This window comes from Pseudomonas sp. 91RF (assembly GCF_003576265.1).
In the GTDB taxonomy this organism is placed as follows: domain Bacteria; phylum Pseudomonadota; class Gammaproteobacteria; order Pseudomonadales; family Pseudomonadaceae; genus Aquipseudomonas; species Aquipseudomonas kribbensis.
The window spans coordinates 45482-66894 of the sequence record NZ_QWFC01000058.1; the positions used below are offsets into that span (position 1 = coordinate 45482).

16 protein-coding genes are annotated in these 21413 nt (G+C 59.9%); 7 read left to right on the plus strand and 9 right to left on the minus strand.

What is annotated here, in order from left to right; translation table 11 throughout:
• Positions 1-67: 67 nt before the first annotated feature.
• Entirely contained in the window at positions 68-1192 is a 1125-nt protein-coding gene (locus DXT77_RS29090) for a class I SAM-dependent methyltransferase (protein WP_119430122.1), read from the minus strand.
• 164 nt (positions 1193-1356) lie between these two features.
• A complete protein-coding gene (locus tag DXT77_RS29100) occupies positions 1357-2070 on the minus strand; it encodes an autoinducer binding domain-containing protein (RefSeq protein WP_178083509.1) in 714 nt (237 codons plus the stop codon).
• 321 nt (positions 2071-2391) lie between these two features.
• Here DXT77_RS29100 and DXT77_RS29105 point away from each other — a divergent pair, with 321 nt between their 5' ends.
• Positions 2392-3168, plus strand: a complete 777-nt coding sequence (locus tag DXT77_RS29105; protein ID WP_119430124.1) for a ferredoxin--NADP reductase — start codon at positions 2392-2394, stop codon at positions 3166-3168.
• Between the two features lie 32 nt (positions 3169-3200).
• On the opposite strand, the gene mscL is transcribed toward DXT77_RS29105, so the two are convergent.
• The gene (mscL, locus tag DXT77_RS29110; RefSeq protein WP_119430125.1) at positions 3201-3614 is read right to left on the minus strand and encodes a large-conductance mechanosensitive channel protein MscL; all 414 of its coding nucleotides are present in this window, start codon (positions 3612-3614) and stop codon (positions 3201-3203) included.
• A gap of 285 nt (positions 3615-3899) precedes the next feature.
• Here mscL and katB point away from each other — a divergent pair, with 285 nt between their 5' ends.
• Entirely contained in the window at positions 3900-5438 is a 1539-nt protein-coding gene (gene katB, locus DXT77_RS29115; RefSeq protein WP_119430126.1) for a catalase KatB, read from the plus strand.
• A gap of 143 nt (positions 5439-5581) precedes the next feature.
• Complete coding sequence (radA, locus tag DXT77_RS29120) at positions 5582-6949, plus strand: DNA repair protein RadA (protein WP_119430127.1); 1368 nt, start codon at positions 5582-5584, stop codon at positions 6947-6949.
• Here radA and DXT77_RS29125 read toward each other — a convergent pair whose 3' ends face one another.
• Positions 6950-7318 carry a PilZ domain-containing protein gene (locus DXT77_RS29125; RefSeq protein WP_119430128.1) on the minus strand — a complete coding sequence of 123 codons (369 nt, stop codon included), beginning with the start codon at positions 7316-7318 and terminating at the stop codon, positions 6950-6952.
• Positions 7319-7476: 158 nt separating this feature from the next.
• Here DXT77_RS29125 and DXT77_RS29130 point away from each other — a divergent pair, with 158 nt between their 5' ends.
• The 3 genes from DXT77_RS29130 to yjiA all read left to right on the plus strand — a co-directional run bounded on the left by DXT77_RS29130 (position 7477) and on the right by yjiA (position 10892).
• Positions 7477-9543 (plus strand): carbon starvation CstA family protein, encoded by a 2067-nt coding sequence (locus DXT77_RS29130; protein WP_119430129.1) that lies wholly within the window; start codon positions 7477-7479, stop codon positions 9541-9543.
• A 15-nt stretch (positions 9544-9558) separates the two neighbouring features.
• Positions 9559-9756 (plus strand): YbdD/YjiX family protein, encoded by a 198-nt coding sequence (locus DXT77_RS29135; RefSeq protein WP_003228401.1) that lies wholly within the window; start codon positions 9559-9561, stop codon positions 9754-9756.
• 161 nt (positions 9757-9917) lie between these two features.
• Entirely contained in the window at positions 9918-10892 is a 975-nt protein-coding gene (gene yjiA / locus DXT77_RS29145) for a GTPase (protein WP_178083510.1), read from the plus strand.
• 13 nt (positions 10893-10905) lie between these two features.
• Here yjiA and DXT77_RS29150 read toward each other — a convergent pair whose 3' ends face one another.
• From DXT77_RS29150 to DXT77_RS29170, 5 genes are all read right to left on the minus strand, one after another.
• Positions 10906-11601 (minus strand): GntR family transcriptional regulator, encoded by a 696-nt coding sequence (locus DXT77_RS29150; protein WP_119430130.1) that lies wholly within the window; start codon positions 11599-11601, stop codon positions 10906-10908.
• Positions 11602-11625: 24 nt separating this feature from the next.
• Positions 11626-12330 (minus strand): FadR/GntR family transcriptional regulator, encoded by a 705-nt coding sequence (locus tag DXT77_RS29155; protein ID WP_085712210.1) that lies wholly within the window; start codon positions 12328-12330, stop codon positions 11626-11628.
• Positions 12331-12379: 49 nt separating this feature from the next.
• Positions 12380-13693, minus strand: a complete 1314-nt coding sequence (locus tag DXT77_RS29160) for a C4-dicarboxylate transporter DctA (protein ID WP_085732867.1) — start codon at positions 13691-13693, stop codon at positions 12380-12382.
• A gap of 275 nt (positions 13694-13968) precedes the next feature.
• Positions 13969-15222 (minus strand): serine hydroxymethyltransferase, encoded by a 1254-nt coding sequence (gene glyA / locus DXT77_RS29165; protein WP_007950978.1) that lies wholly within the window; start codon positions 15220-15222, stop codon positions 13969-13971.
• 239 nt (positions 15223-15461) lie between these two features.
• Positions 15462-19310, minus strand: a complete 3849-nt coding sequence (locus DXT77_RS29170; protein ID WP_119430131.1) for an EAL domain-containing protein — start codon at positions 19308-19310, stop codon at positions 15462-15464.
• 276 nt (positions 19311-19586) lie between these two features.
• Between DXT77_RS29170 and ettA the strand changes: the two genes are divergently transcribed.
• The gene (gene ettA, locus DXT77_RS29175) at positions 19587-21251 is read left to right on the plus strand and encodes an energy-dependent translational throttle protein EttA (protein WP_007950976.1); all 1665 of its coding nucleotides are present in this window, start codon (positions 19587-19589) and stop codon (positions 21249-21251) included.
• Positions 21252-21413 lie beyond the last annotated feature (162 nt).

Sequence of the window (21413 nt, forward strand, 5' to 3'; positions counted from 1 at the left end):
TTTCCCATCCCGTCGCCTTGCGGCACGGATTTTTGACCCTCCGGCTGGAGGGTTTTTTTTGCCCGGATTATTTGCGCGCCTTGAGAATCACGAACTTCGGCGTGGCCGCGACTTGCTCGACACCCCGGAACAGCCGCGCCAGTTTGCTGTGATAACCCAGGTGACGGTTGCCGACGATGTACAGCGCACCGCCAACCACCAGCGCTTCGCGGGCCTGCTGGAACATGCGCCAGGCGAGGAAGTCGCCGACTACCTGTTGTTGATGGAACGGCGGGTTGCACAGCACGACGTCCAGAGATTGCGCTTCCTGTCCGGCCAGACCGTCGCCGGCGCGCACGATGGCTTCACGTTCGCCCAATGCCGCGCGCCAGTTCTCGACCGCCGATTGCACGGCCATGAATGATTCGTCCACCAGCGTGTAATGCGCATCGGGGTTTTGCAGGGCGCTGGCGATGGCCAATACACCGTTACCGCAGCCAAGGTCGGCGACTCGTGCCGAGCCAAGGTTTTTCGGCAGGTACGGGAGGAAAGCGCGGGTGCCGATGTCCAGACCTTCACGGCAGAACACGTTGGCGTGATTGAGCAGTTCGATGGCAGGTTCGTCGAGGCGATAGCGGGTCGGATAAGGCGAGGCGGCCGGAGCCTTTGCCTCAGGCGTTGCGATCAGCAAGCGTGCCTTCTTCACCGCCAGCGAAGCCTGGACCGGGCCGATATAGCGCTCCAGCAGATCACCGGCAGCACGGGGCAGGTGCTTGACCATTGCCGCCGCCACGACTTGTGCACCGGGTGCCAGTTGACCTTGCAGGCGAATCAGTTGTTCTTCCAGAAGCGCCAGGGTTTTCGGGACGCGGATCAGCACCCGGTCGAATGGCCCGATCAACGGCTCACTGGCGGGAATACCGCGCAGCGCGTCGAATGCCTGACCATTGCGCAACAGGTTCTTTTCCAGTCCCTGAAACGCCAGGAAAGAGTCGCCGCTGGTGCTGACCTGCACTTTGCCCAAGAGGCTGACGGCCAGTGCGCCGAAACTGTCGTTGAGCACCAATACTCGGGTATCCGCTGGCAGATTCTGTTCGGCCAGATGACTGAGCAGGTATTCGTCGGCTGCATCGAAGGCTTGCAGCGGTTCGTTCTGCTGTTCGGGCTGGCGGATCAGATCAAGTTGGGCGAAGGGCGTATCGAGCAAAGGCATGGGGCGGGACTCTGGGTAATCGACGGGTGTCCCGCGGCCCAGGGTGTCGTGCGGCGGAACCGTCCGAGTGGACAGCGGCGCGAAGATACGCGTCATCACTCAGGAAGGTCGCAAATGGTACTTTTTTTTCGGCTGCTTTACTTGTTTGTTTTCGGTGCTGTCGACTAGATGATGCCTGCCTTCGCGGCGGCGATGACGGCGGAGATCTTGTTGCAGACATTCATTTTCACGATCACGTTTTGCACGTGATAGTTCACGGTACGTTCGCTCAGACTGAGGATTCTCGCGGTTTCATAGGCCGTCTTGCCGGAAGCACAGAGCTTGAGCACTTCCACCTCCCGCGTAGACAGCCGAGGCGGCCGGGCCTTCTCGGGTCGTGAAGGCAGCGTACGGGCGAACAGTTCGCTCAGATGACTGGTGACGTAAAACATATAGCCAAAATGTTCGTACAATTCGATCGATGTGATCGGACAGTGAGGCCGGGCCAGGCTGAGAATGCTGCACAGACCGCTTTCTTCATGATGAAAGGATTGCGACCAACCGTGTTCCAGTCCCTGTTCTTTTAACGATTCCCACAACTTTGGTGTTTTTGAGAATAGTTCTTTGTTCCATGTGATGGGCAGCATTGAACGATTGCAGTGTGCTACTACCGGGTCAAGCTCCCAGTGATTTTCCTCTTCATATTGTTTATTCCAGGCGGCCGGGTAGTTATTGATACGCAAGGGCTTTGGCAGTGTGTTTCGATCAGGCGAGCTGACTGAAACTCCACAAAACTGGAAGCCTATGTTATTGGCAAATGTCAGCAGAATCGGGTAAGCAGTGTCGACTCTCGTGGCGAAAGTCAGCTGCTTTATCTGCGACTCCTTCCAAATTTCCATTCGAAGTTTCTCCGAGATTTTTTCGCAGGGGGGGCGATCTTGGATCCAAGAGTCGTGCACGGAAAAGAGTGTAGGATGTTTCCTATACGAGTGTTTGGAATTTTTTGCTCTTAGATAGGAGGAAATTAGTCGTTTGTGATTAGCCGCAAATGTTTATTGGATTGACTCCGTCATTTGATATTTGCGAAGTGTCAATTCGCTAGTACCTATTTGCATAACTTTCTCATCAGGACATGAAATATAATTTAATCCACTACAAACCGTAGGTTTTTTATTGAGCGCCTGTGCGTGACACTATGGCTAAAGCCTAGGGAGTTACCGATGACCGCCAGCGCAGAAAAATTCAGCCGTCAGACCTTGCTTGATGTACAGCCGCTGACTTCGAGCCTGTTCACATTGCGAACGACCCGAGACGCAGGTTTCCGTTTTCGCGCCGGGCAGTTTGCCAGGCTGGGAGTGACCAAGGATGACGGCACTGCGGTATGGCGGGCCTATTCCATGGTGTCTTCGCCGTTCGATGAGTTCCTCGAGTTCTTTTCCATCGTGGTGCCCGGCGGGGAGTTCACCAGTGAACTGAGCCGGCTCAAGGCGGGCGATACATTGCTGGTGGACCGCCAGGCCTTCGGTTATCTGACGCTGGACCGGTTCGTTGATGGCCGGGATCTCTGGCTGTTATCCACAGGCACCGGGGTGGCGCCGTTTCTGTCGATCCTGCAGGACTTTGAAGTGTGGGAGAAATTCGAACGCATCATCCTCGTCTATAGCGTGCGGGAGGCGCGGGAACTGGCTTATCAACAGCTGATTGCCGAGCTGATGCAACGCGATTACCTGGCCGAGTACGCTCACAAGTTCCAGTTCATCCCCGTGGTGACGCGCGAGCCACATGCCGGTGCCCTGAACGGGCGCATTACCACTCTTATCGAAAACGGGGAGCTGGAGCTGGCAGCAGGTGTGGCGCTAGATCCGGCCCATTCGCGGGTCATGCTCTGCGGCAATCCGCAGATGATCGATGATACCCGGGCCCTGCTCAAGCAGCGGGGCATGAGCCTCAGCCTGACGCGGCGGCCAGGGCAGGTGGCGGTGGAAAACTACTGGTAAGGAAACGGCGCCCTCAGGCGCCGTTTCAGTCTTCAAGGCCGGTTGTTCTGGGCCTTGAGCAGATCGCGGATCTCACCCAGCAGTTCTTCTTCCTTGGTTGGCACCGGCGGCAAGGTCGGAGCGACGGCTTCTTCGCGTTTCAGGCGGTTGATGGCTTTGACGCCCATGAAAATCGCGAAGGCGACGATGATGAAGTCCAGGATGCTCTGGATGAACTTGCCATATGCCAGCACTACCGCGGGGGCCGTGCCTTCGGCTGCCTTGAGGGTGATGGCTAGGTCACTGAAGTCCACCCCGCCGATCAGCAGACCGATTGGCGGCATGATCACATCACCGACAAACGACGAAACGATTTTGCCGAAGGCCGCACCGATGATGATACCGACGGCCATGTCGACCACATTGCCTTTGACCGCGAAGGCCTTGAACTCGCTGAGCACGCCCATAGTTATTTCCTTGTTACAGATGAGTTTGGTGTACGCAGTGTAAATCAGCAAAACGCGTCCTGCGCGTAACACCTTCTTACAAAGCCCGTTTTTATCGACACATCAATTCGCAATTAGTTTGCAAATTGCCACTAATCGCGCGCGAAATACGCTGCAATCCACTGATCTTGAAGGAAAATTAATCAATCATGGCGTTACGATCTTTCTATTTATGTTTGTCTGGCTGAGCTCTTAGCCTCTGTCTGGCGCACCTGGATGCGCCTCAAAAAAACAGAGGAACCTGAAATGAACTCCACACTTGGTTCAGGGATTATTCCCCGTCTCACCGTTGGTGTATTGGCCGCCAGCCTGTTGAGCCTTTCCGTGAACGCCGCCCCCCTGACCCGGGATAATGGAGCGGTGGTCGGCGATAACCAGAACTCACAAACCGCCGGTGCCAACGGCCCGGTGCTGTTGCAGGACGTGCAACTGATCCAGAAGCTGCAGCGCTTTGACCGCGAGCGTATTCCCGAGCGCGTGGTGCATGCCCGGGGCACCGGTGCTCATGGCACGTTCACTGCGACCAACGACTTGAGCGACCTGAGCAAGGCCAAGGTGTTTACCGCCGGCCAGGTCACACCTGTGTTCGTGCGTTTTTCGGCGGTGGTGCACGGCAATCACTCTCCGGAAACCTTGCGGGACCCACGGGGTTTCGCGACCAAGTTCTACACCGCCGATGGCAACTGGGACCTGGTCGGTAACAACTTCCCGACATTCTTCATTCGCGATGCGATCAAGTTTCCGGACATGGTGCATGCCTTCAAACCAGACCCGCGCACCAATCTGGATGATGATTCCCGTCGCTTCGACTTCTTCTCACATGTACCTGAAGCCACTCGTACATTGACCGAGTTGTATTCCAACTCAGGGACACCGGCCAGTTATCGTGAAATGGACGGCAACAGTGTGCATGCCTACAAGTTGATCAACGAAAAGGGGGAAGTGCATTACGTCAAGTTTCACTGGAAAAGTTTGCAGGGGACCAAGAATCTCGATCCTGAGCAAGTCGTGAAGGTTCAGGGGCGTGACTACAGTCATATGACAAATGACTTGGTGGCGAATATCGAAAAGGGTAACTTCCCGAAGTGGGACTTGTACATTCAGGTTCTGAAATCGCAAGACTTGTCCAAGTTTGATTTCGATCCTCTTGATGCAACCAAGATCTGGCCCGGTATTCCGGAGCGAAAAGTTGGACAAATGGTCTTGAACCGTAATCCTTCGAACGTCTTCCAGGAAACCGAACAAGTGGCCATGGCACCCTCGAATGTCGTGCCGGGAATCGAGCCATCTGAAGATCGTCTGCTGCAAGGCCGGATATTTGCCTATGCCGACACCCAGATGTATCGCCTTGGCGCCAATGCCCTGCAATTGCCGATCAATGCTGCGAAAGTGGCGGTCAACAATGGCAATCAGGACGGCGCGATGAATGCCGGCGCAAGCCATTCGGGTGTCAACTATCAGCCAAGCCGTCTGCAACCGCGTGAAGAGACGCAAAGTGCACGTTATAGCCAGACCGCCCTGCAGGGCAGCACGCAACAGGCGAAGATCCAGCGCGAACAGAACTTCAAGCAGGCTGGTGATCTGTATCGCTCGTTCAGCAAGAAGGAACGCCAGGATCTGATCGAGAGTTTCGGTGGTTCGCTGGCGAGCACCGATGACGAGAGCAAGCACATCATGCTGTCCTTCCTCTACAAGGCCGATCCGGAGTACGGAGCCGGTGTGACCAAAGTGGCCAAAGGTGACCTGGATCGGGTCAAGGCCCTGGCGGCCAAACTGGTCGATTGACAGCGGTCCTTTCAATCTCCGGCAATCGCCGGGGTTTGATCGACAACAGCGCCGCGCGTCTGGCCAGCGGGGAAATCCGCACCGGCGCGCCGCGCTGATTGGTGACGGCTGCGTTATCATCGCGGTTTTTGCCGGGGGTTCAGATGGCCAAGGCCAAGCGCATGTACGGCTGCACCGAGTGCGGCGCAACCTTTCCCAAGTGGGCCGGGCAGTGCGGCGAATGCGGCGCCTGGAACACCCTGACCGAAACCATGGTCGAGAGCGGCGGTGCCGCCGCCCCGAGCGGGCGCACCGGCTGGGCCGGGCAACAGGCACAGATCAAGACCCTGGCCGAAGTCAGCATCGAAGAGATTCCGCGTTTTTCCACAGCTTCCGGCGAACTGGACCGAGTACTTGGCGGTGGTCTGGTGGACGGCTCGGTGGTGCTGATCGGCGGTGATCCGGGTATCGGCAAATCGACGATTCTGCTGCAGACCCTGTGCAACCTCGCCAAGAACATGCCGGCGCTGTACGTCACCGGTGAGGAATCCCAGCAGCAAGTCGCCATGCGCGCACGTCGACTTGGTCTGCCGCAGGATCGACTGCGGGTCATGACCGAAACCTGCATCGAAACCATCATCGCCACCGCCCGCCAGGAAAAACCCAAGGTGATGGTGATCGACTCGATCCAGACGATCTTCACCGAACAACTGCAATCGGCACCGGGCGGCGTGTCTCAGGTACGCGAAAGTGCGGCGTTGCTGGTGCGCTACGCCAAGCAAAGCGGCACGGCGATTTTCCTCGTTGGCCACGTAACCAAGGAAGGCGCACTGGCCGGTCCGCGTGTTCTGGAACACATGGTCGACACCGTGCTGTATTTCGAAGGCGAGTCCGATGGTCGCTTGCGACTGCTGCGGGCGGTGAAAAACCGTTTCGGCGCGGTCAACGAACTCGGCGTGTTCGGCATGACCGACAAGGGCCTGAAAGAAGTCTCCAACCCGTCGGCGATTTTTCTCACACGCGCTCAGGAAGAAGTCCCGGGCAGTGTGGTGATGGCAACTTGGGAAGGCACCCGGCCGATGCTGGTTGAGGTCCAGGCGTTGGTGGACGACAGTCACCTGGCCAACCCGCGTCGGGTCACGCTGGGGCTGGATCAGAACCGTCTGGCGATGTTGCTGGCGGTGCTGCATCGCCATGGCGGCATTCCGACCCACGATCAGGACGTGTTCCTCAACGTGGTCGGCGGGGTGAAAGTGCTGGAGACCGCGTCCGACCTGGCGCTGATGGCTGCCGTCATGTCGAGTCTGCGCAACCGTCCGCTGCCTCATGACTTACTGGTGTTCGGTGAAGTTGGCCTGTCCGGCGAGGTGCGCCCGGTGCCGAGTGGTCAGGAGCGATTGAAGGAAGCCGCGAAGCACGGCTTCAGGCGCGCGATCGTGCCCAAGGGCAACGCGCCGAAGGAAGCGCCGGCAGGGTTGCAGATCATTGCGGTGACGCGTCTGGAGCAGGCGCTGGATTCACTCTTCGAGTAATCAGAGTTCCATCAATGCCCCAAGCTCCCGTTCGAGCTCGGCCTCATCCCCGAGGTTGAGTTCGATCAGGCGGCGCAGGCGCTGGATCGATTCCAGGCTGATGTGCCGGCACTGGAAGCCCAACTGCCCGTGATCGTCGTGTGCCAGTTGCACATCCATCTGGATGTCGGTGTCGTCGCTCAGGTGAATGTCGACGTTGAAGTCCTGCGTGTCATCGCCCAACCAGGGTTCCGGCCGTTCGATCAACAATCCCTTGAGCGACAGGTCGATCAGCTTCACCGGCCAGATGTACTCGCCCTGGCTCAATTCGGTTCTGGCATCGAACGCGATACGTTTGAAGCGGCGACGCTCGGACGGGTGCTCGCTCATGGCGCGATCCTCTTGACGGTACGCTGACTATAGACCCGCCACGTCAAACGCTGCCAGTCGGGCAGGGCGTCAGACCAATGTCGGGTATGGTCTTTGCCGCCAACAGCGCTAAACTCGAGGTGGCTGTCTTTCTTGTCCACCCTGGCTGGAATAATAAAATGAAAAATAATAATAGCCCGCTGCGCCACTTACCCTGGCTAGTGCTGGCAATCGTAGGAGCGTGCGCCCTGGGCGTAGTGGCATTGCGCCGAGGCGAGGCGATCAACGCCTTGTGGATCGTGGTCGCCGCCGTGGCCATTTATCTGGTTGCGTACCGTTACTACAGCCTGTTCATCGCAAACAATGTGATGCAACTCGATCCACGCCGGGCCACCCCCGCCGTGCTCAACAATGACGGTCTGGACTACGTTCCGACCAACAAACACATTCTCTTCGGACACCACTTCGCGGCCATCGCCGGCGCGGGACCACTGGTCGGCCCGGTACTGGCGGCGCAGATGGGTTACCTGCCCGGCACGCTGTGGCTGATCGCCGGCGTGGTGCTGGCGGGCGCGGTGCAGGACTTCATGGTCCTGTTCATGTCCACCCGTCGCAACGGCCGATCCCTGGGCGACATGGTGCGTGAAGAAATGGGCCGCATCCCCGGCACCATCGCGCTGTTCGGCTGCTTCCTGATCATGATCATCATCCTTGCGGTGCTGGCGCTGATCGTCGTCAAGGCACTGGCCGAGAGCCCGTGGGGCATCTTCACCGTGATGGCGACCATCCCGATTGCGATGTTCATGGGCATTTACATGCGCTACATCCGCCCGGGCCGCATCGGCGAGATCTCGGTGATCGGCGTGATTCTGCTGCTCGGTTCGATCTGGCTGGGCGGGCAGATTGCCGCTGACCCGGTGTGGGCCAAGGCTTTCAGCTTCACTGGCGTGCAAATCACCTGGATGCTGATCGGTTACGGCTTCGTTGCCGCTGTGTTGCCGGTCTGGCTGATTCTCGCCCCGCGCGACTATCTGTCCACGTTCCTCAAGATCGGCACCATCATCGCCCTGGCGATCGGCATCCTGGTTACCATGCCCGAGCTGAAAATGCCGGCGCTGACCCAGTTCGTCGACGGCACTGGCCCTGTGTGGAAGGGCGGTCTGTTCCCGTTCCTGTTCATCACCATCGCGTGCGGTGCGGTATCGGGCTTCCACGCACTGATCTCGTCCGGCACCACGCCGAAACTGCTGGATAACGAAACCAACGCCCGCTACATCGGTTACGGCGGCATGCTGATGGAATCGTTCGTGGCGATCATGGCCATGGTTGCCGCTTCGGTGATCGAGCCAGGCGTTTATTTCGCCATGAACAGCCCGGCTGCTGTGGTCGGCGGTGATGTGGTGGCGGTGGCGACTGCGGTCAGCAACTGGGGCTTTGCCATTACCCCGGATGCGCTGCAGGCCGTGGCCCATGACATCGGCGAAACCACCATTCTGGCCCGTGCCGGTGGTGCTCCGACCCTGGCGGTCGGTATCGCGCAGATCCTGCACAGTGTCCTGCCTGGTGAAAACACCATGGCGTTCTGGTACCACTTCGCGATCCTGTTCGAAGCGCTGTTCATCCTGACCGCTGTGGACGCCGGCACCCGTGCCGGGCGCTTCATGCTGCAGGATCTGCTTGGCTCCTTCGTCCCGGCGCTGAAACGTACCGAATCCTGGACCGCCAACCTGATCGCCACTGCCGGTTGTGTGGCGATGTGGGGCTGGTTGCTGTATCAGGGCGTGATCGATCCGCTGGGTGGCATCAATACCTTGTGGCCGCTGTTCGGTATCTCCAACCAGATGCTGGCCGGTATCGCGCTGATGCTCGGCACCGTGGTCCTGATCAAGATGAAGCGCCAGCGCTACATCTGGGTCACCCTGCTGCCGGCTGCGTGGTTGCTGATCTGTACTACGACTGCGGGCTTCATCAAGCTGTTCGACGCCAACCCGGCCGTGGGCTTCCTGTCGCTGGCCAAGAAGTACAGCGATGCGCTGGCCGCAGGCCAAGTGATCGCACCGGCCAAGAGCGTCGAGCAGATGCAGCACGTGATCTTCAACGCTTACACCAACGCAACGCTGACCGCGCTGTTCCTGTTCGTGGTATTCAGCATCCTGTTCTATGCGCTCAAGGTCGGTATCGCCGCCTGGGGCAAAAAAGAGCGTACGGATAAAGAATCGCCGTTCCAGGCCCTGCCGGACGCGTAACCAGAGGATTGCACCATGTTCAATGACCTGAGTCGCCTCGGTAAATACCTCGGTCAGGCCGCGCGCCTGATGGTCGGCATGCCCGACTACGACACCTACGTCGAGCATATGCAAACCAAACACCCGGACAAACCGGTGATGAGCTACGAGATGTTCTTTCGCGAACGTCAGGAAGCCCGTTACGGTGGCAAGGGTGGGCCGAAGTGCTGTTGATCTGACAGCCTTCGGTTGATGCAATCCCCAACTGTGGGAGCGGGCTTGCTCGCGAAAGCGGTGTGTCATTGAGCAATGATGTCGACTGACACGACCCCTTCGCGAGCAAGCCCGCTCCCACATTTGTTTTGTGTTGTTCATCAATTTTGTGAAGGGGATCGATGTTGTCTTCTCCAATACCCGTAACGGTGCTCAGCGGTTTCCTCGGCGCCGGCAAGACCACCTTGCTGCGCCATCTGTTGAAAGCCGAGCACGGCCTGAAAATCGCCGTGATCGAAAATGAATTCAGCGACGCCGGCATCGACACCCAACTGCTGGGCGACGAGCCGGTGCAAGTCATGACCCTGGCCAACGGCTGCGTCTGCTGCACCATCCACACTGACCTGACCAAAGCCCTGTACCTGCTGCTCGAACGGCTGGACAGTGGTGAAATCGCCTTCGATCGGCTGGTCATCGAATGTACGGGCCTGGCCGACCCGGCCCCGGTGGCGCAGACGTTTTTCATCGACGAAGAACTGCGCGAGCGTTACCTGCTCGACGGCATCATTACCCTGGTGGATGCCGCTCACGCCGAGCTGCATCTGACCCAGACCATCGCCCAGGCGCAGATCGGTTTTGCCGACCGCTTGCTGGTGAGCAAGACCGATCTGGTGGACGAGGCCGCATTCACCGCGCTCAGCGAACGTCTGACTCGCATCAACCGCCGCGCGCCGATTCGCGTGGTCGAACACGGCAACATCGATCTGGCCGAATTGCTCGATGTGCGTGGCTTCAACCTGAATGCCGATCTCGGCGGAGGGGTGAGTCTGCGGCCGGTCAGCAAGGCGCCGTCCATCGACCGGATTTCCAGCCTGGTGCTGCGTACCGATCAGCCGCTGGATATCGATCAGCTCAGCGAATTCATGAATGAACTGCTGGAAGAGCACGGCAAGCAACTGCTGCGCTACAAAGGCGTGTTGAACATCGCGGGTGAGGATCGGCGCCTGGTGTTTCAGGGCGTGCTGAAACTCTACGGCTTCGACTGGGACACCGAGTGGGCCGAAGGCGAGGCGCGGGAAAGCGTGATCGTGTTTATCGCCGACGATTTGCCGGAAGAGAAGATCCGGGCGGGGTTTGCCCGGGTGGCGGCGAACTGAGTCCGCCGCTGTTTCAGTGTGTGGCGCCGCTGAGAATCGTCTGTTCCAGATGATCCAGATGACGGTTCATCAGCGACACGGCCTCGGCGGCGGCGTCACGCTCGATTGCCTCGACGATTCGGGCGTGGTCCTGCCAGCCGCAACAGCTGTGCGTGGTTTCAGTGCATCGCGCAATCGCCAGTGAGGTCAGCGGCACCAATGTGCCGAGAAAATGCGCCAACGGTGCATTCCCGGCCATTTTCGCCAACTGCAAATGAAACTCCCCGGACAGGCGAATCGCCGCACCGCGTCGGTCTTTATCCACAGCCTGACGTTCGCGTTCGATCAACGCGCGCAGGCGCTTCAGGTCTTCAGCCTGCGCATGCTGGCAAGCCAGTCGCACCAGCGTGTTCTCGGCCAGGCGCCGGGCGTGCAAGGCCTGACGGGTCTGCTCGGCGTCCGGCGCGGCTATGCGCGGTCGATGGTTGGCCCGCAGCACGATGATCTGTTCGTGGGACAACTGGGTCAGCACCCGACGCACATCGGCGCGGCTGACACCGAACATCTGCTTCAGACTTTCTTCGGTGAAACGGCTGGCGGCATCGAGGCGCTGTTCGAGGATCGCGTCGAACAGTCGTGGATACAGATCCTCCACCGGCGCGTGCAGGCGGGAGAAGGGCAGGGCCGCCGATGTCTGGCGAGGGTGCGACGGCGTGGCAAGACTGTTCATGGCCGGTCTCCAGTGTGAGGCGTTTCAGGTGTTCAGGTTGTCATCCGGAATATTCAGTTCGATGCCCATGCGCTGGCCTTCACGCAGGATATGCCGGCGCATTTCGGCGCTGGCCTGAGCGCTGTTCTTGCTGCGGATCGCGCGCACCACGGCTTCGTTTTCCTCAAGGCGTTCGGCCAGATGCTCCGGTGAGTTGCGCAGCACTTCGGCGCTCTGCTTGAGGGCGTTGCTGGTCTGTTGCACCACGCTCTGGAAAATCGGGTTCGAAGTCAGGGTGAACAGTTCTTCGTGGAAGGCGATGTAGGCGCTGACCCCGGCCTCGCTGTCACCCGCCTCGAGGGCTTCGCGCATATCCATCAGGGTCAATCGCAGTTGCCCGACTTCCTTGCTGCTGATCGACTGCGCCACCAGACCGACGATGAACGGTTCGAGGGTGTAGCGCAGTTGCAGCACGTCTTCGAGGCTGGCACCGGCCACGGCGCTGTCGTGGCTTTGACTGTCACTGGCCTGGGCATCGAGCACCACCACGCCCTTGCCCGGCATCGAACGCACCAGGCCGAGGGTCTCCAGCACGATCACCGCTTCACGCAGGCTCGGACGGCTGATGCCCAGTTGTTCGGCCAGTTCGCGCTGGCCCGGCAGCATCTCGCCGGAGCGCCACTGGCCACGGGCGAGGGCGGCCCGGAGTTTTTCTACCACTGAGTTGACGACGGTTGAAGTAGTAATCACGTGTTCGCTCCATGAGCCGTGCCTGCATGTGCGCAGGCACGGCGGTCATTCAGAATTCTTTGGCCGCCGCTTGAGCGGCCGTTTTTCTCGGCTGAAAGTTATAGCCCTGCTCGCCGTTGAGCACCTTGTTCGCCCGCTGCACGTCGATGTCCTTTTCCCAGCGGGCGATGGCCACGGTGGCGACGCAGTTGCCGATCAGGTTGGTCAGCGCCCGGCCGATGCCCATGAACCAGTCCACCGCCAGCACCAGCACCAGACCGACCACCGGAATCGCCGGAATCGCAGTCAGCGTCGCGGCGAGAATCACCAGCGCCGAGCCCGGAATGCCGTGGGCGCCTTTCGAGGTGATGAGCGACACCAGCAGAATCGTCAGCAGATCGGTCATGGCCAGCGGCGTGCCGGTGGCGTTGGCGATGAACACGATGGCCAGGGTCAAGTAGATCGAGAAACCGTCGAGGTTGAACGAGTAACCGGTGGGAATCACCAGCCCGACGGTCGAGCTGCCGATGCCCAGGTGTTCCAGCTTGCGCATGATCTGCGGCAGCACGGCGTCGGAGGAGGCGGTGCCCATGACGATCAGCAGTTCTTCGCGCAGGTACTTGAGCAGCGGCCACATGCGCAGGCCGGAGGCACGCATCACCAGACCGAGAATCACGCTGACGAACGCGATGCACGTCAGATAAAACAGGCCGACCAGACTGCCCAGATGTTGCAGGGAGTCGAGGCCATATTTGCTGGTGGTGAAGGCGATGGCACCGAACACACCGATCGGTGCCAGGCGCACGATCATGCCCATGATCCGGAAGATCACATGACTCAGTTCGTTGATCAGCCGCGAGATCCCGGAAGCCGCTTCGCCCACCAGATTCAGCGCGCTGCCGAACAGTACCGAGAACAACAGCACCTGGAGGATGTTGTTGTCGGCAAAGGCGCCGAGTACCGAGGTCGGGATCAGGTCCATCAGGAACTGGGTGGTGGTGTGCATGTGCTGGCCGCGTTCGGCGATGTCGCCCATGTCGGCGGCGGACAGTTGCTCCAGATGGATGTTGGCACCGCTGCCGATCCCGGTGCTGAACGCGAACACCAGACCGATCACCAGGGCGATGGTGGTCAGCACTTCGAAGTAGATCACCGACTTGAGACCGATGCGCCCGACCTTCTTCAGGTCACCGGCGCCGCTGATGCCGCTGACCACCACGCAGAACACGATCAGGCCGATGAGCATCTTGATCAGTTTGATGAAACCGTCGCCGAGCGGTTTGAGCTGGGCCGAGTATTCAGGAAGGGTCAGCCCGCAGACGATGCCGAGCACCAGTCCGAGAACCACTTGGAGGAAGATTGAACGCGAGCACCATCTGAGCATGGGAGGAATCCTGGTCGGTGTCCTGGCTGCCGTGCGCGGGGCGCATCAGATTCAGGACTTAATTATTGTGGTCTTACCGGTATGTCCAGTGCGGGTGCAGTCTAGGCGCTGTTTTTTACGGATCGCAAGTGAAAAATGACGAATTGGCATGACCGGTCTGACCAGTTGGGCGCAATGCCCCGACCTTGAGCCATTTGCCGTTCGAAACTTTTTTACGGACGAAAAAAAACCGGCCATCACTGACCGGTTTTTCATGCTGCGTTTCAGCGTCGCAATTAAGCGCCGTATACCGGCAGTTTCTTGCAGATGGCTTTGACTTTCTCACGAACGGCGTCGATCACCGCTTCGTTGTTCAGGTCAGCCAGGATGTCGCAGATCCAGCCGGCCAGCTCTTTGCACTCTGCTTCCTTGAAGCCGCGAGTGGTCACAGCCGGAGTACCGAAGCGCAGGCCGGAGGTGACGAACGGGGAGCGTGGGTCGTTTGGCACGGAGTTCTTGTTCACGGTGATGAACGCTTTGCCCAGAGCGGCATCGGCGTCTTTACCGGAGATTTCCTGCTTGATCAGTGACAGCAGGAACAGGTGGTTTTCAGTACCGCCCGAAACCACGTCGAAACCGCGCTCGATGAACACGCCGGCCATGGCCTGGGCGTTTTTCACCACTTGTTGCTGGTAAGCCTTGAACTCAGGCTGCAGGGCTTCCTTGAAGCAGATCGCTTTGGCGGCGATCACGTGCTCCAGCGGGCCACCCTGGGCGCCCGGGAATACCGCGGAGTTCAGCTTCTTCTCGATGTCGGCGTTGGCCTTGGCCAGGATCAGGCCACCACGTGGACCGCGCAGGGTCTTGTGCGTGGTGGTGGTCACGACGTCAGCGAATGGAACCGGGTTCGGGTAGACGCCAGCGGCGACCAGACCGGCCACGTGAGCCATGTCGACGAACAGGTACGCGCCAACCTTGTCGGCGATGGCGCGGAAGCGTGGGAAGTCGAGGATCTGCGAGTAGGCAGAGAAACCGGCCACGATCATTTTCGGCTTGTGTTCAACAGCCAGGCGCTCGACTTCGTCGTAGTCGATCAGGCCGTTGGCGTCGATGCCGTACTGGATGGCGTTGTACAGCTTGCCGGAGGAGGAAACGCTGGCGCCGTGGGTCAGGTGACCACCGTGAGCCAGGCTCATGCCCAGGATGGTGTCACCGGCCGACAGCAGGGCCAGGTAGACAGCGGCGTTGGCCTGGGAACCGGCGTGCGGCTGAACGTTGGCGTAGTCGGCGCCGAACAGCTCCTTGGCGCGGTCGATGGCCAGTTGCTCGACAACGTCGACGTACTCGCAACCACCGTAGTAGCGCTTGCCCGGGTAGCCTTCGGCGTACTTGTTGGTCAGTACCGAGCCTTGAGCTTCCATCACCGCTGGGCTGGTGTAGTTCTCCGAAGCGATCAGCTCGATGTGTTCTTCCTGGCGCTGGGCTTCTTGCTCCATGGCGGCAAAAAGATCGGCGTCGTACTTGGCAATAGTCAAATCACGGCTGAACATGGCGGTCCTCAAGGATCGGGGGCAGAAAAGGGGGGCATTCTAACCCAACGGGTTTTGGATGGCATATGAAACGACATCATGTCGCAGACAAGTGGCGTTCATGACCAGATATGTGGCGTCCGTGCCGGCCTTTTCCTGGCCAGCCGGTTCGCACAATAGCCGGGTTGGCGGCAGGATTCCGTGATCGACATCAATCCCTGTGGGAGCGAGCCTGCTCGCGAAGGCCGCGCCGCCGATTTTCAGTCGAACATGAACAGCGCGTCATTGCTGAACTGCGCTTCGAAGCGGGTGGCCGGCATCGGTCGCCCGAACAGATAACCCTGAACCTCGTCGCAACCGTGCTCGCGCAGGAAGTCCAGCTGTTCATGGGTTTCCACGCCTTCGGCGATTACCGCCAGGTTGAGGCTGTGGGCCATGGCGATGATCGCCCGGGCAATCTGCGCGTCCTGCTCGCCGGATGGCAGGCCGTCGACGAAGGTGCGGTCGATCTTCAGCACGTCGATCGGGAATTGCTTGAGGTAGTTCAGCGACGAGTAACCGGTGCCGAAGTCGTCGACCGCGATGCTCAGACCGAGGTTCTTCAGGCCGGCAAGGATCTGCATCGCCTCGCTGACTTCGCGCATCAGGATACTTTCGGTCAGTTCCAGCTCCAGGCACGCCGGCGGCAGGCCGGTTTCCTTGAGGATGGTGGCGATCCGCGTGCCGAGCTGGCCGTCGGAGAACTGTCGGGCGGAAATGTTCACCGAGACCTTCGGCACGCGCACACGGCTCTGGTGCCAGGTCTTGAGCTGACGGCAGGCCTCGCTGATCACCCAGTCGCCGACGTCCACCACCAGCCCGAGCTCTTCGAGCACCGGGATGAAATCCCCCGGCGGCACCAGCCCGCGACGCGGATGACGCCAGCGCAACAGGGCTTCGGCGCCGGTCAGGCGTTTGCCGTCGCCGCTGAACTGCGGCTGGTAATACAGCACGAATTCGTTCTGTTCCAGGGCATGACGCAGGTCGCTTTCCAGCTCCAGACGTTCCAGCGCACTGGCGTTCATGTCGGCCTGATAGAACTGGAAGTTGTTCTTGCCGCGCTCCTTGGCGTGGTACATCGCGGTGTCGGCGTTCTTCATCAGCTGACTGAGTTCGTTGCCGTCCTGCGGGCTCAGGGCGATGCCGATACTGGCGGTGACGAAGAACTCGCGCCCCTCCAGCACGAACGGTCGCACCAGGCTGCCAAGAATCTGCTCGGCCACATGGATCGCACGGTTCAGCGCCATCTCGCGGCTGGAGCGGTGCTGCAGGAGCAACGTGAATTCATCGCCGCCCATCCGCGCCACGGTGTCGTCATCGTCGACGCAGGCCAGCAGCCGGGTGGCCATGTCCTTGAGCATGCGGTCGCCGGCGGCATGGCCGAGGGAGTCGTTGATCGGTTTGAAACGATCGAGGTCGAGGAACATCAGCACCACCCACGACTTCTGCCGGTCGGCCGATTGCAGCGCGGTGTGCAGGCGATCCTGGAACAGCGTGCGGTTCGGCAGGTGGGTCAGGGCGTCGTAGTAGGCGAGGCGGTGAATTCGTTGCTCACTGGCCTTGCGCTCGCTGATGTCGCTGAAGAAGCACACATAACTCGCCAGGTCGCCTTCGTCATCGAGTACCGCAGTGATGCCGACCCACGCCGGATAGTGCTCGCCATTTCGGCGTTTGAGCCAGACTTCGCCTTCCCAGGTGCTGTGCTGATGCAATTGCTTGAGCACGTATCGCAGATGCGCGTCCTGCTGTTCGTCGACGGTGAGCATGTTCGGCAACTGGTCGAGCACTTCGCTCACCGCGTAACCGCTGACGCGACTGAACGCTTCGTTGGCCTGAACGATGTAACCGGCCGGGTCGGTGATCAGGATCGCCGAAGTCGAGTGCTCGAATACCGTGGCCGCCATGCGCAGGTCTTTCTCGGCACGGCGCTGCTGGCTGATGTCGCGACCGACCCCGAGCACGCCTTCGAAGGCGCCGTGTTCGTCCCACACCAGTACCAGGCGCAGTTCGATCGGGATCTTGCGACCATCGGCGCGCAGGCAGTCGAACAGAAACATCTGGGTCTGCACCTGACTGCGCAGGATTGCCAGTTGCTCGGGTTTGTCCAAGGCTTTGCTGACACGGTCCATCAGGTGATAGATGCCGTTCAGTTGCTGCGGGTTGGCGATGGTCGACTGCCAGCCGTTCTGGAAAATCCACTCGGCGTCGTAGCCCAGCACCGCTTGCACCGACGGGCTGACGTAGTTGAGCGACAGCTTGCTGTCGGTGGAGAAGATCACGTCACTGATGCTTTCGGCGAGCATCCGGTAACGCTGTTCGCTGTCGCGCAACGATTCGCTGGCCTCGATCTGCTCGGTGATGTCCTTGGCCACGCCGATGATCCGCGTCACCTGATCATGCTTGTCCCGGGCCAGCGCCTGTTCGCGGATATCGAAACGCCGCCACTTGCCGTCGCGATGACGGAAGCGCAACTGGCATTGCAGTAACTGGCTGTAGCCGGCATGACGCTGCATCTGCCGCGAGCGGTGGTAATAGTCAGCGTCTTCCGGGTGCAGGAGGATTTCCCAGAAGTACTCGCCCATCTGGTGCAGTTCGGTGCGGTTGTAGCCGAGGGTCTGGCCCAGGTGGTGGTTGCTGAAAATCATCCGCTGGCTGATCACATCCTGCACGTACAGGTGATCCGGCACGGTGCGCACCACGTCCGACCAGAAGCCCTCGCGCTCCAGCAACGACAATTCAATCAGCTTGCGACTGGTGATGTCGTTGATGCTCAGGATCACGGCCTTGTAGTCGTGCTGCTCATGAGGCAGACGCAGCACCAGCCACAGGTGCTGGTCGCGGCCGTTGATGTCCGGCAGTTTGATTTCCAGTTCCAGCTGCTTTTGTTGCTGGAGTACGGCGTCGAGCACTTGATTGCCGATCGCACACTGGCTTTGCGGGTGACCGTCGATCAGCAACTGCCAGGCCTGGTCGCAGGAATTGACGTTGAGCAGTTGCAGCGCCACCTGATTGACCTCGGTGACTCGCAGTTCCTGAAGCAATTGCTGGCGTTGCTGTGGCTGGTCGAGCCAGGCCTTGAGCTGGTCGCTGGTCTGGATCTGGGCCTTTTCGAAAACCTGTTTCAGTCCCGAAAGATCCAGCACGCACAGGGCCACACCGGTGCCTTCGAAAATGTCCTGATAACGGCGGCGTCCTTCATGCACCTGGCGCTGACGGCGGCGCATGTTCAGCAAGGCAATGAACGGCAGCAGGGATAGCGCCAGGCCCAGCAGGCATTTGCCGATGAACGCCGGCAGCAGCTCTTCGAGCACATGTTGCCGATCGAATAAGCCGCGTAGTTGCCAGTCGCTGCTGCTCAGGGGCACGGTCAGCACGCTGTTGGCCAGATCGTCGGGCGTCAGGGTGCTGGTCTTGGTGGTCGGCAGGGCTTCGTCGCGACTGATGATCTGATGGTTGATGCGGTTTTCCACCAGCCACAGCGGGCGGATGCCGCTGTCACCCTGTTTGGTCAGCGAGGCAAAGAAGGTCGGGGTCAGGCGCAGCGCCCAGTAGCCGCGCGTGCTGCCGCTGGCCTGATGCAGCAACAGATGCACCACCGAGCCGTCATCGGCGTTGCTGAAATAATGTGCCTGGGCGTGGCTGCGGCGCACCAGATCGCTGAGGTAGTCAGCGTCCTTGCTGTCGGTGGCGCTGTCACTGAGGATTTTTCCCGACGGGCTGAGCAAGGCCATGCTCTGCAGGTCAGGCAGGGATTTCTGCAGCTTGCGCAGCAGCGCCTGCTGTTCGTCGGCAGACTGCGGCTGTTCGACGATCGGTAGCAGATTGAGCGCGATCTGCGCATTCAGCGACATGTTGAGGCTGACTTGCGAGGCGAGATCGGCGGTGTAATCGATGGTGTACTGACGCTGGTTTTTCTGGGTTTCGCGCAGTTGATCGAGCAGTTGCCAGAACAGCAACGCCAGCAGCATCAGCACCAGCGTCGCCAGCGCGCCTTTCAATGTTCCGCGCAGGGACGAGCCGGGCGCCGGTTGGGTGCTGCTCACAGAGGCTGGCGGAGTGACATTGGACAAGCTGTAATCCTGCGGTTTGGCTGGACTGGCGCGACGTGCACTATAAGCCGGACGCCCAAAGGGCGGCTAGCATGCCTTGAGTTGTGGCGAAGTGCCAGCCCCGCTCGGCTGGACTGCCTTCTGTCATTAAGGTAGCTTTGCCGGTTACGCGGGAGCGTTCCAGCTCCTAGACTTTCCGCGCGCACGCATTGATATCTTCCAGTGAACGACGCGCACGGTCTGGCCGGGCATTGCCTGTGTCCCAATCATTCATCAGTCACTGACCCAAGGTTCTCCATGGCTCAATACGTCTTCACCATGCATCGGCTGGGCAAAGTTGTTCCGCCGAAGCGGGAAATCCTGAAAAACATTTCTCTGTCCTTCTTCCCGGGCGCCAAGATCGGTGTACTCGGCCTCAACGGTTCGGGTAAGTCCACGCTGCTGAAAATCATGGCCGGCGTCGACACCGAATTCGAAGGCGAAGCGCGCCCGATGCCGGAACTGAACATCGGTTACCTGCCGCAAGAGCCGCAACTTGATCCGACCAAGACCGTGCGTGAAGTGGTCGAGGAAGCGGTCAGCGTGATCAAGGACGCGCAAGCGCGTCTGGACGAGGTCTACGCCGCCTACGCCGACCCGGACGCCGACTTCGACAAACTGGCCGCCGAACAGGCCAAGCTCGAAGCGATCCTGCAGGCCAGCGACGGTCACAACCTGGAGCGCCAGCTGGAAGTCGCCGCCGATGCGCTGCGTCTGCCGGCCTGGGACGCGAAAGTGGAACACCTGTCCGGTGGTGAAAAACGTCGTGTGGCCCTGTGCCGTCTGCTGCTGTCCGCCCCGGACATGCTGCTGCTCGACGAACCGACCAACCACCTGGACGCCGACTCCGTTGCGTGGCTCGAACACTTCCTGCACGACTTCCCGGGCACTGTGGTAGCGATCACGCACGACCGTTACTTCCTGGACAACGTTGCCGGCTGGATTCTGGAACTCGACCGCGGTGCGGGCATTCCTTACGAGGGCAACTACTCGGGTTGGCTGGAAGCCAAGTCCGATCGTCTGGCCCAGGAATCCAAGCAGCAATCGGCCCACGAAAAAGCCATGAAGGAAGAACTGGAGTGGGTGCGCAAAGGCGCCAAGGCCCGCCAGTCGAAATCCAAGGCACGTCTGCAGCGCTTCGAAGAAATGCAGTCGCAGGAATTCCAGAAGCGTTCGGAAACTAACGAGATCTACATCCCGGCTGGTCCGCGCCTGGGCGACAAGGTCATCGAATTCAAGAACGTCACCAAGGGCTACGGCGATCGCGTGTTGATCGACAACCTTTCGTTCTCCATGCCGAAAGGCGCCATCGTCGGCGTGATCGGCGGTAACGGTGCCGGTAAGTCGACCCTGTTCCGCATGCTGATGGGCAAGGAAACCCCGGACTCCGGCAGCATCGAGATCGGCGAAACCGTGCAACTGGCCTGTGTGGACCAGAGCCGCGAAGACCTGGACGGCAGCAAGACCGTGTTCCAGCAGATCTCCGACGGTTCCGACCAGATCCGCATCGGCAACTACGAGATCCCGTCGCGTACCTACGTCGGTCGCTTCAACTTCAAGGGCGGCGATCAGCAGAAGTTCGTCAAGGACCTGTCCGGTGGTGAGCGCGGTCGTCTGCACCTGGCGCTGACCCTGAAGGAGGGCGGCAACGTCCTGCTGCTCGACGAACCGTCCAACGACCTCGACGTCGAAACCCTGCGTTCCCTGGAAGAAGCCCTGCTGGACTTCCCGGGCGCCGCCATTGTGATCTCTCACGACCGGTGGTTCCTTGACCGCGTCGCGACTCACATCCTGGCGTACGAAGACGACTCGCAGGCGGTGTTCTTCGAAGGCAACTACACCGAGTACGAAGCCGATCGCAAAAAACGCCTCGGCGAAGCAGCGGCCCAGCCACACCGGGTACGCCACAAAAAACTGGCCTGATTTCAGGTTGGTTGCATGAAAGAGCGGAGCCTTCGGGCTCCGCTTTTTTTTGCCTGCAATCCGCCGTGATTTATAGCGTGTGTACTATTTGTTTTCATAAATGCGACATTTTTGTCTGTTGCTGTGTACATATCGTTTGTTACAGTCCGGCTCAATCTCTTC

Bases quoted from the DNA above. Each gene is read 5' to 3' on its own strand.
- DXT77_RS29100 (WP_178083509.1), bottom strand. From the start codon at position 2,070: ATGGAAATTTGGAAGGAGTCGCAGATAAAGCAGCTGACTTTCGCCACG.
- katB (WP_119430126.1), top strand. From the start codon at position 3,900: ATGAACTCCACACTTGGTTCAGGGATTATTCCCCGTCTCACCGTTGGT.
- DXT77_RS29125 (WP_119430128.1), bottom strand. From the start codon at position 7,318: ATGAGCGAGCACCCGTCCGAGCGTCGCCGCTTCAAACGTATCGCGTTC.
- ettA (WP_007950976.1), top strand. From the start codon at position 19,587: ATGGCTCAATACGTCTTCACCATGCATCGGCTGGGCAAAGTTGTTCCG.
- mscL (WP_119430125.1), bottom strand. From the start codon at position 3,614: ATGGGCGTGCTCAGCGAGTTCAAGGCCTTCGCGGTCAAAGGCAATGTG.
- DXT77_RS29105 (WP_119430124.1), top strand. From the start codon at position 2,392: ATGACCGCCAGCGCAGAAAAATTCAGCCGTCAGACCTTGCTTGATGTA.
- yjiA (WP_178083510.1), top strand. From the start codon at position 9,918: ATGTTGTCTTCTCCAATACCCGTAACGGTGCTCAGCGGTTTCCTCGGC.
- DXT77_RS29130 (WP_119430129.1), top strand. From the start codon at position 7,477: ATGAAAAATAATAATAGCCCGCTGCGCCACTTACCCTGGCTAGTGCTG.
- DXT77_RS29090 (WP_119430122.1), bottom strand. From the start codon at position 1,192: ATGCCTTTGCTCGATACGCCCTTCGCCCAACTTGATCTGATCCGCCAG.
- DXT77_RS29160 (WP_085732867.1), bottom strand. From the start codon at position 13,693: ATGCTCAGATGGTGCTCGCGTTCAATCTTCCTCCAAGTGGTTCTCGGA.
- radA (WP_119430127.1), top strand. From the start codon at position 5,582: ATGGCCAAGGCCAAGCGCATGTACGGCTGCACCGAGTGCGGCGCAACC.
- DXT77_RS29135 (WP_003228401.1), top strand. From the start codon at position 9,559: ATGTTCAATGACCTGAGTCGCCTCGGTAAATACCTCGGTCAGGCCGCG.
- glyA (WP_007950978.1), bottom strand. From the start codon at position 15,222: ATGTTCAGCCGTGATTTGACTATTGCCAAGTACGACGCCGATCTTTTT.
- DXT77_RS29150 (WP_119430130.1), bottom strand. From the start codon at position 11,601: ATGAACAGTCTTGCCACGCCGTCGCACCCTCGCCAGACATCGGCGGCC.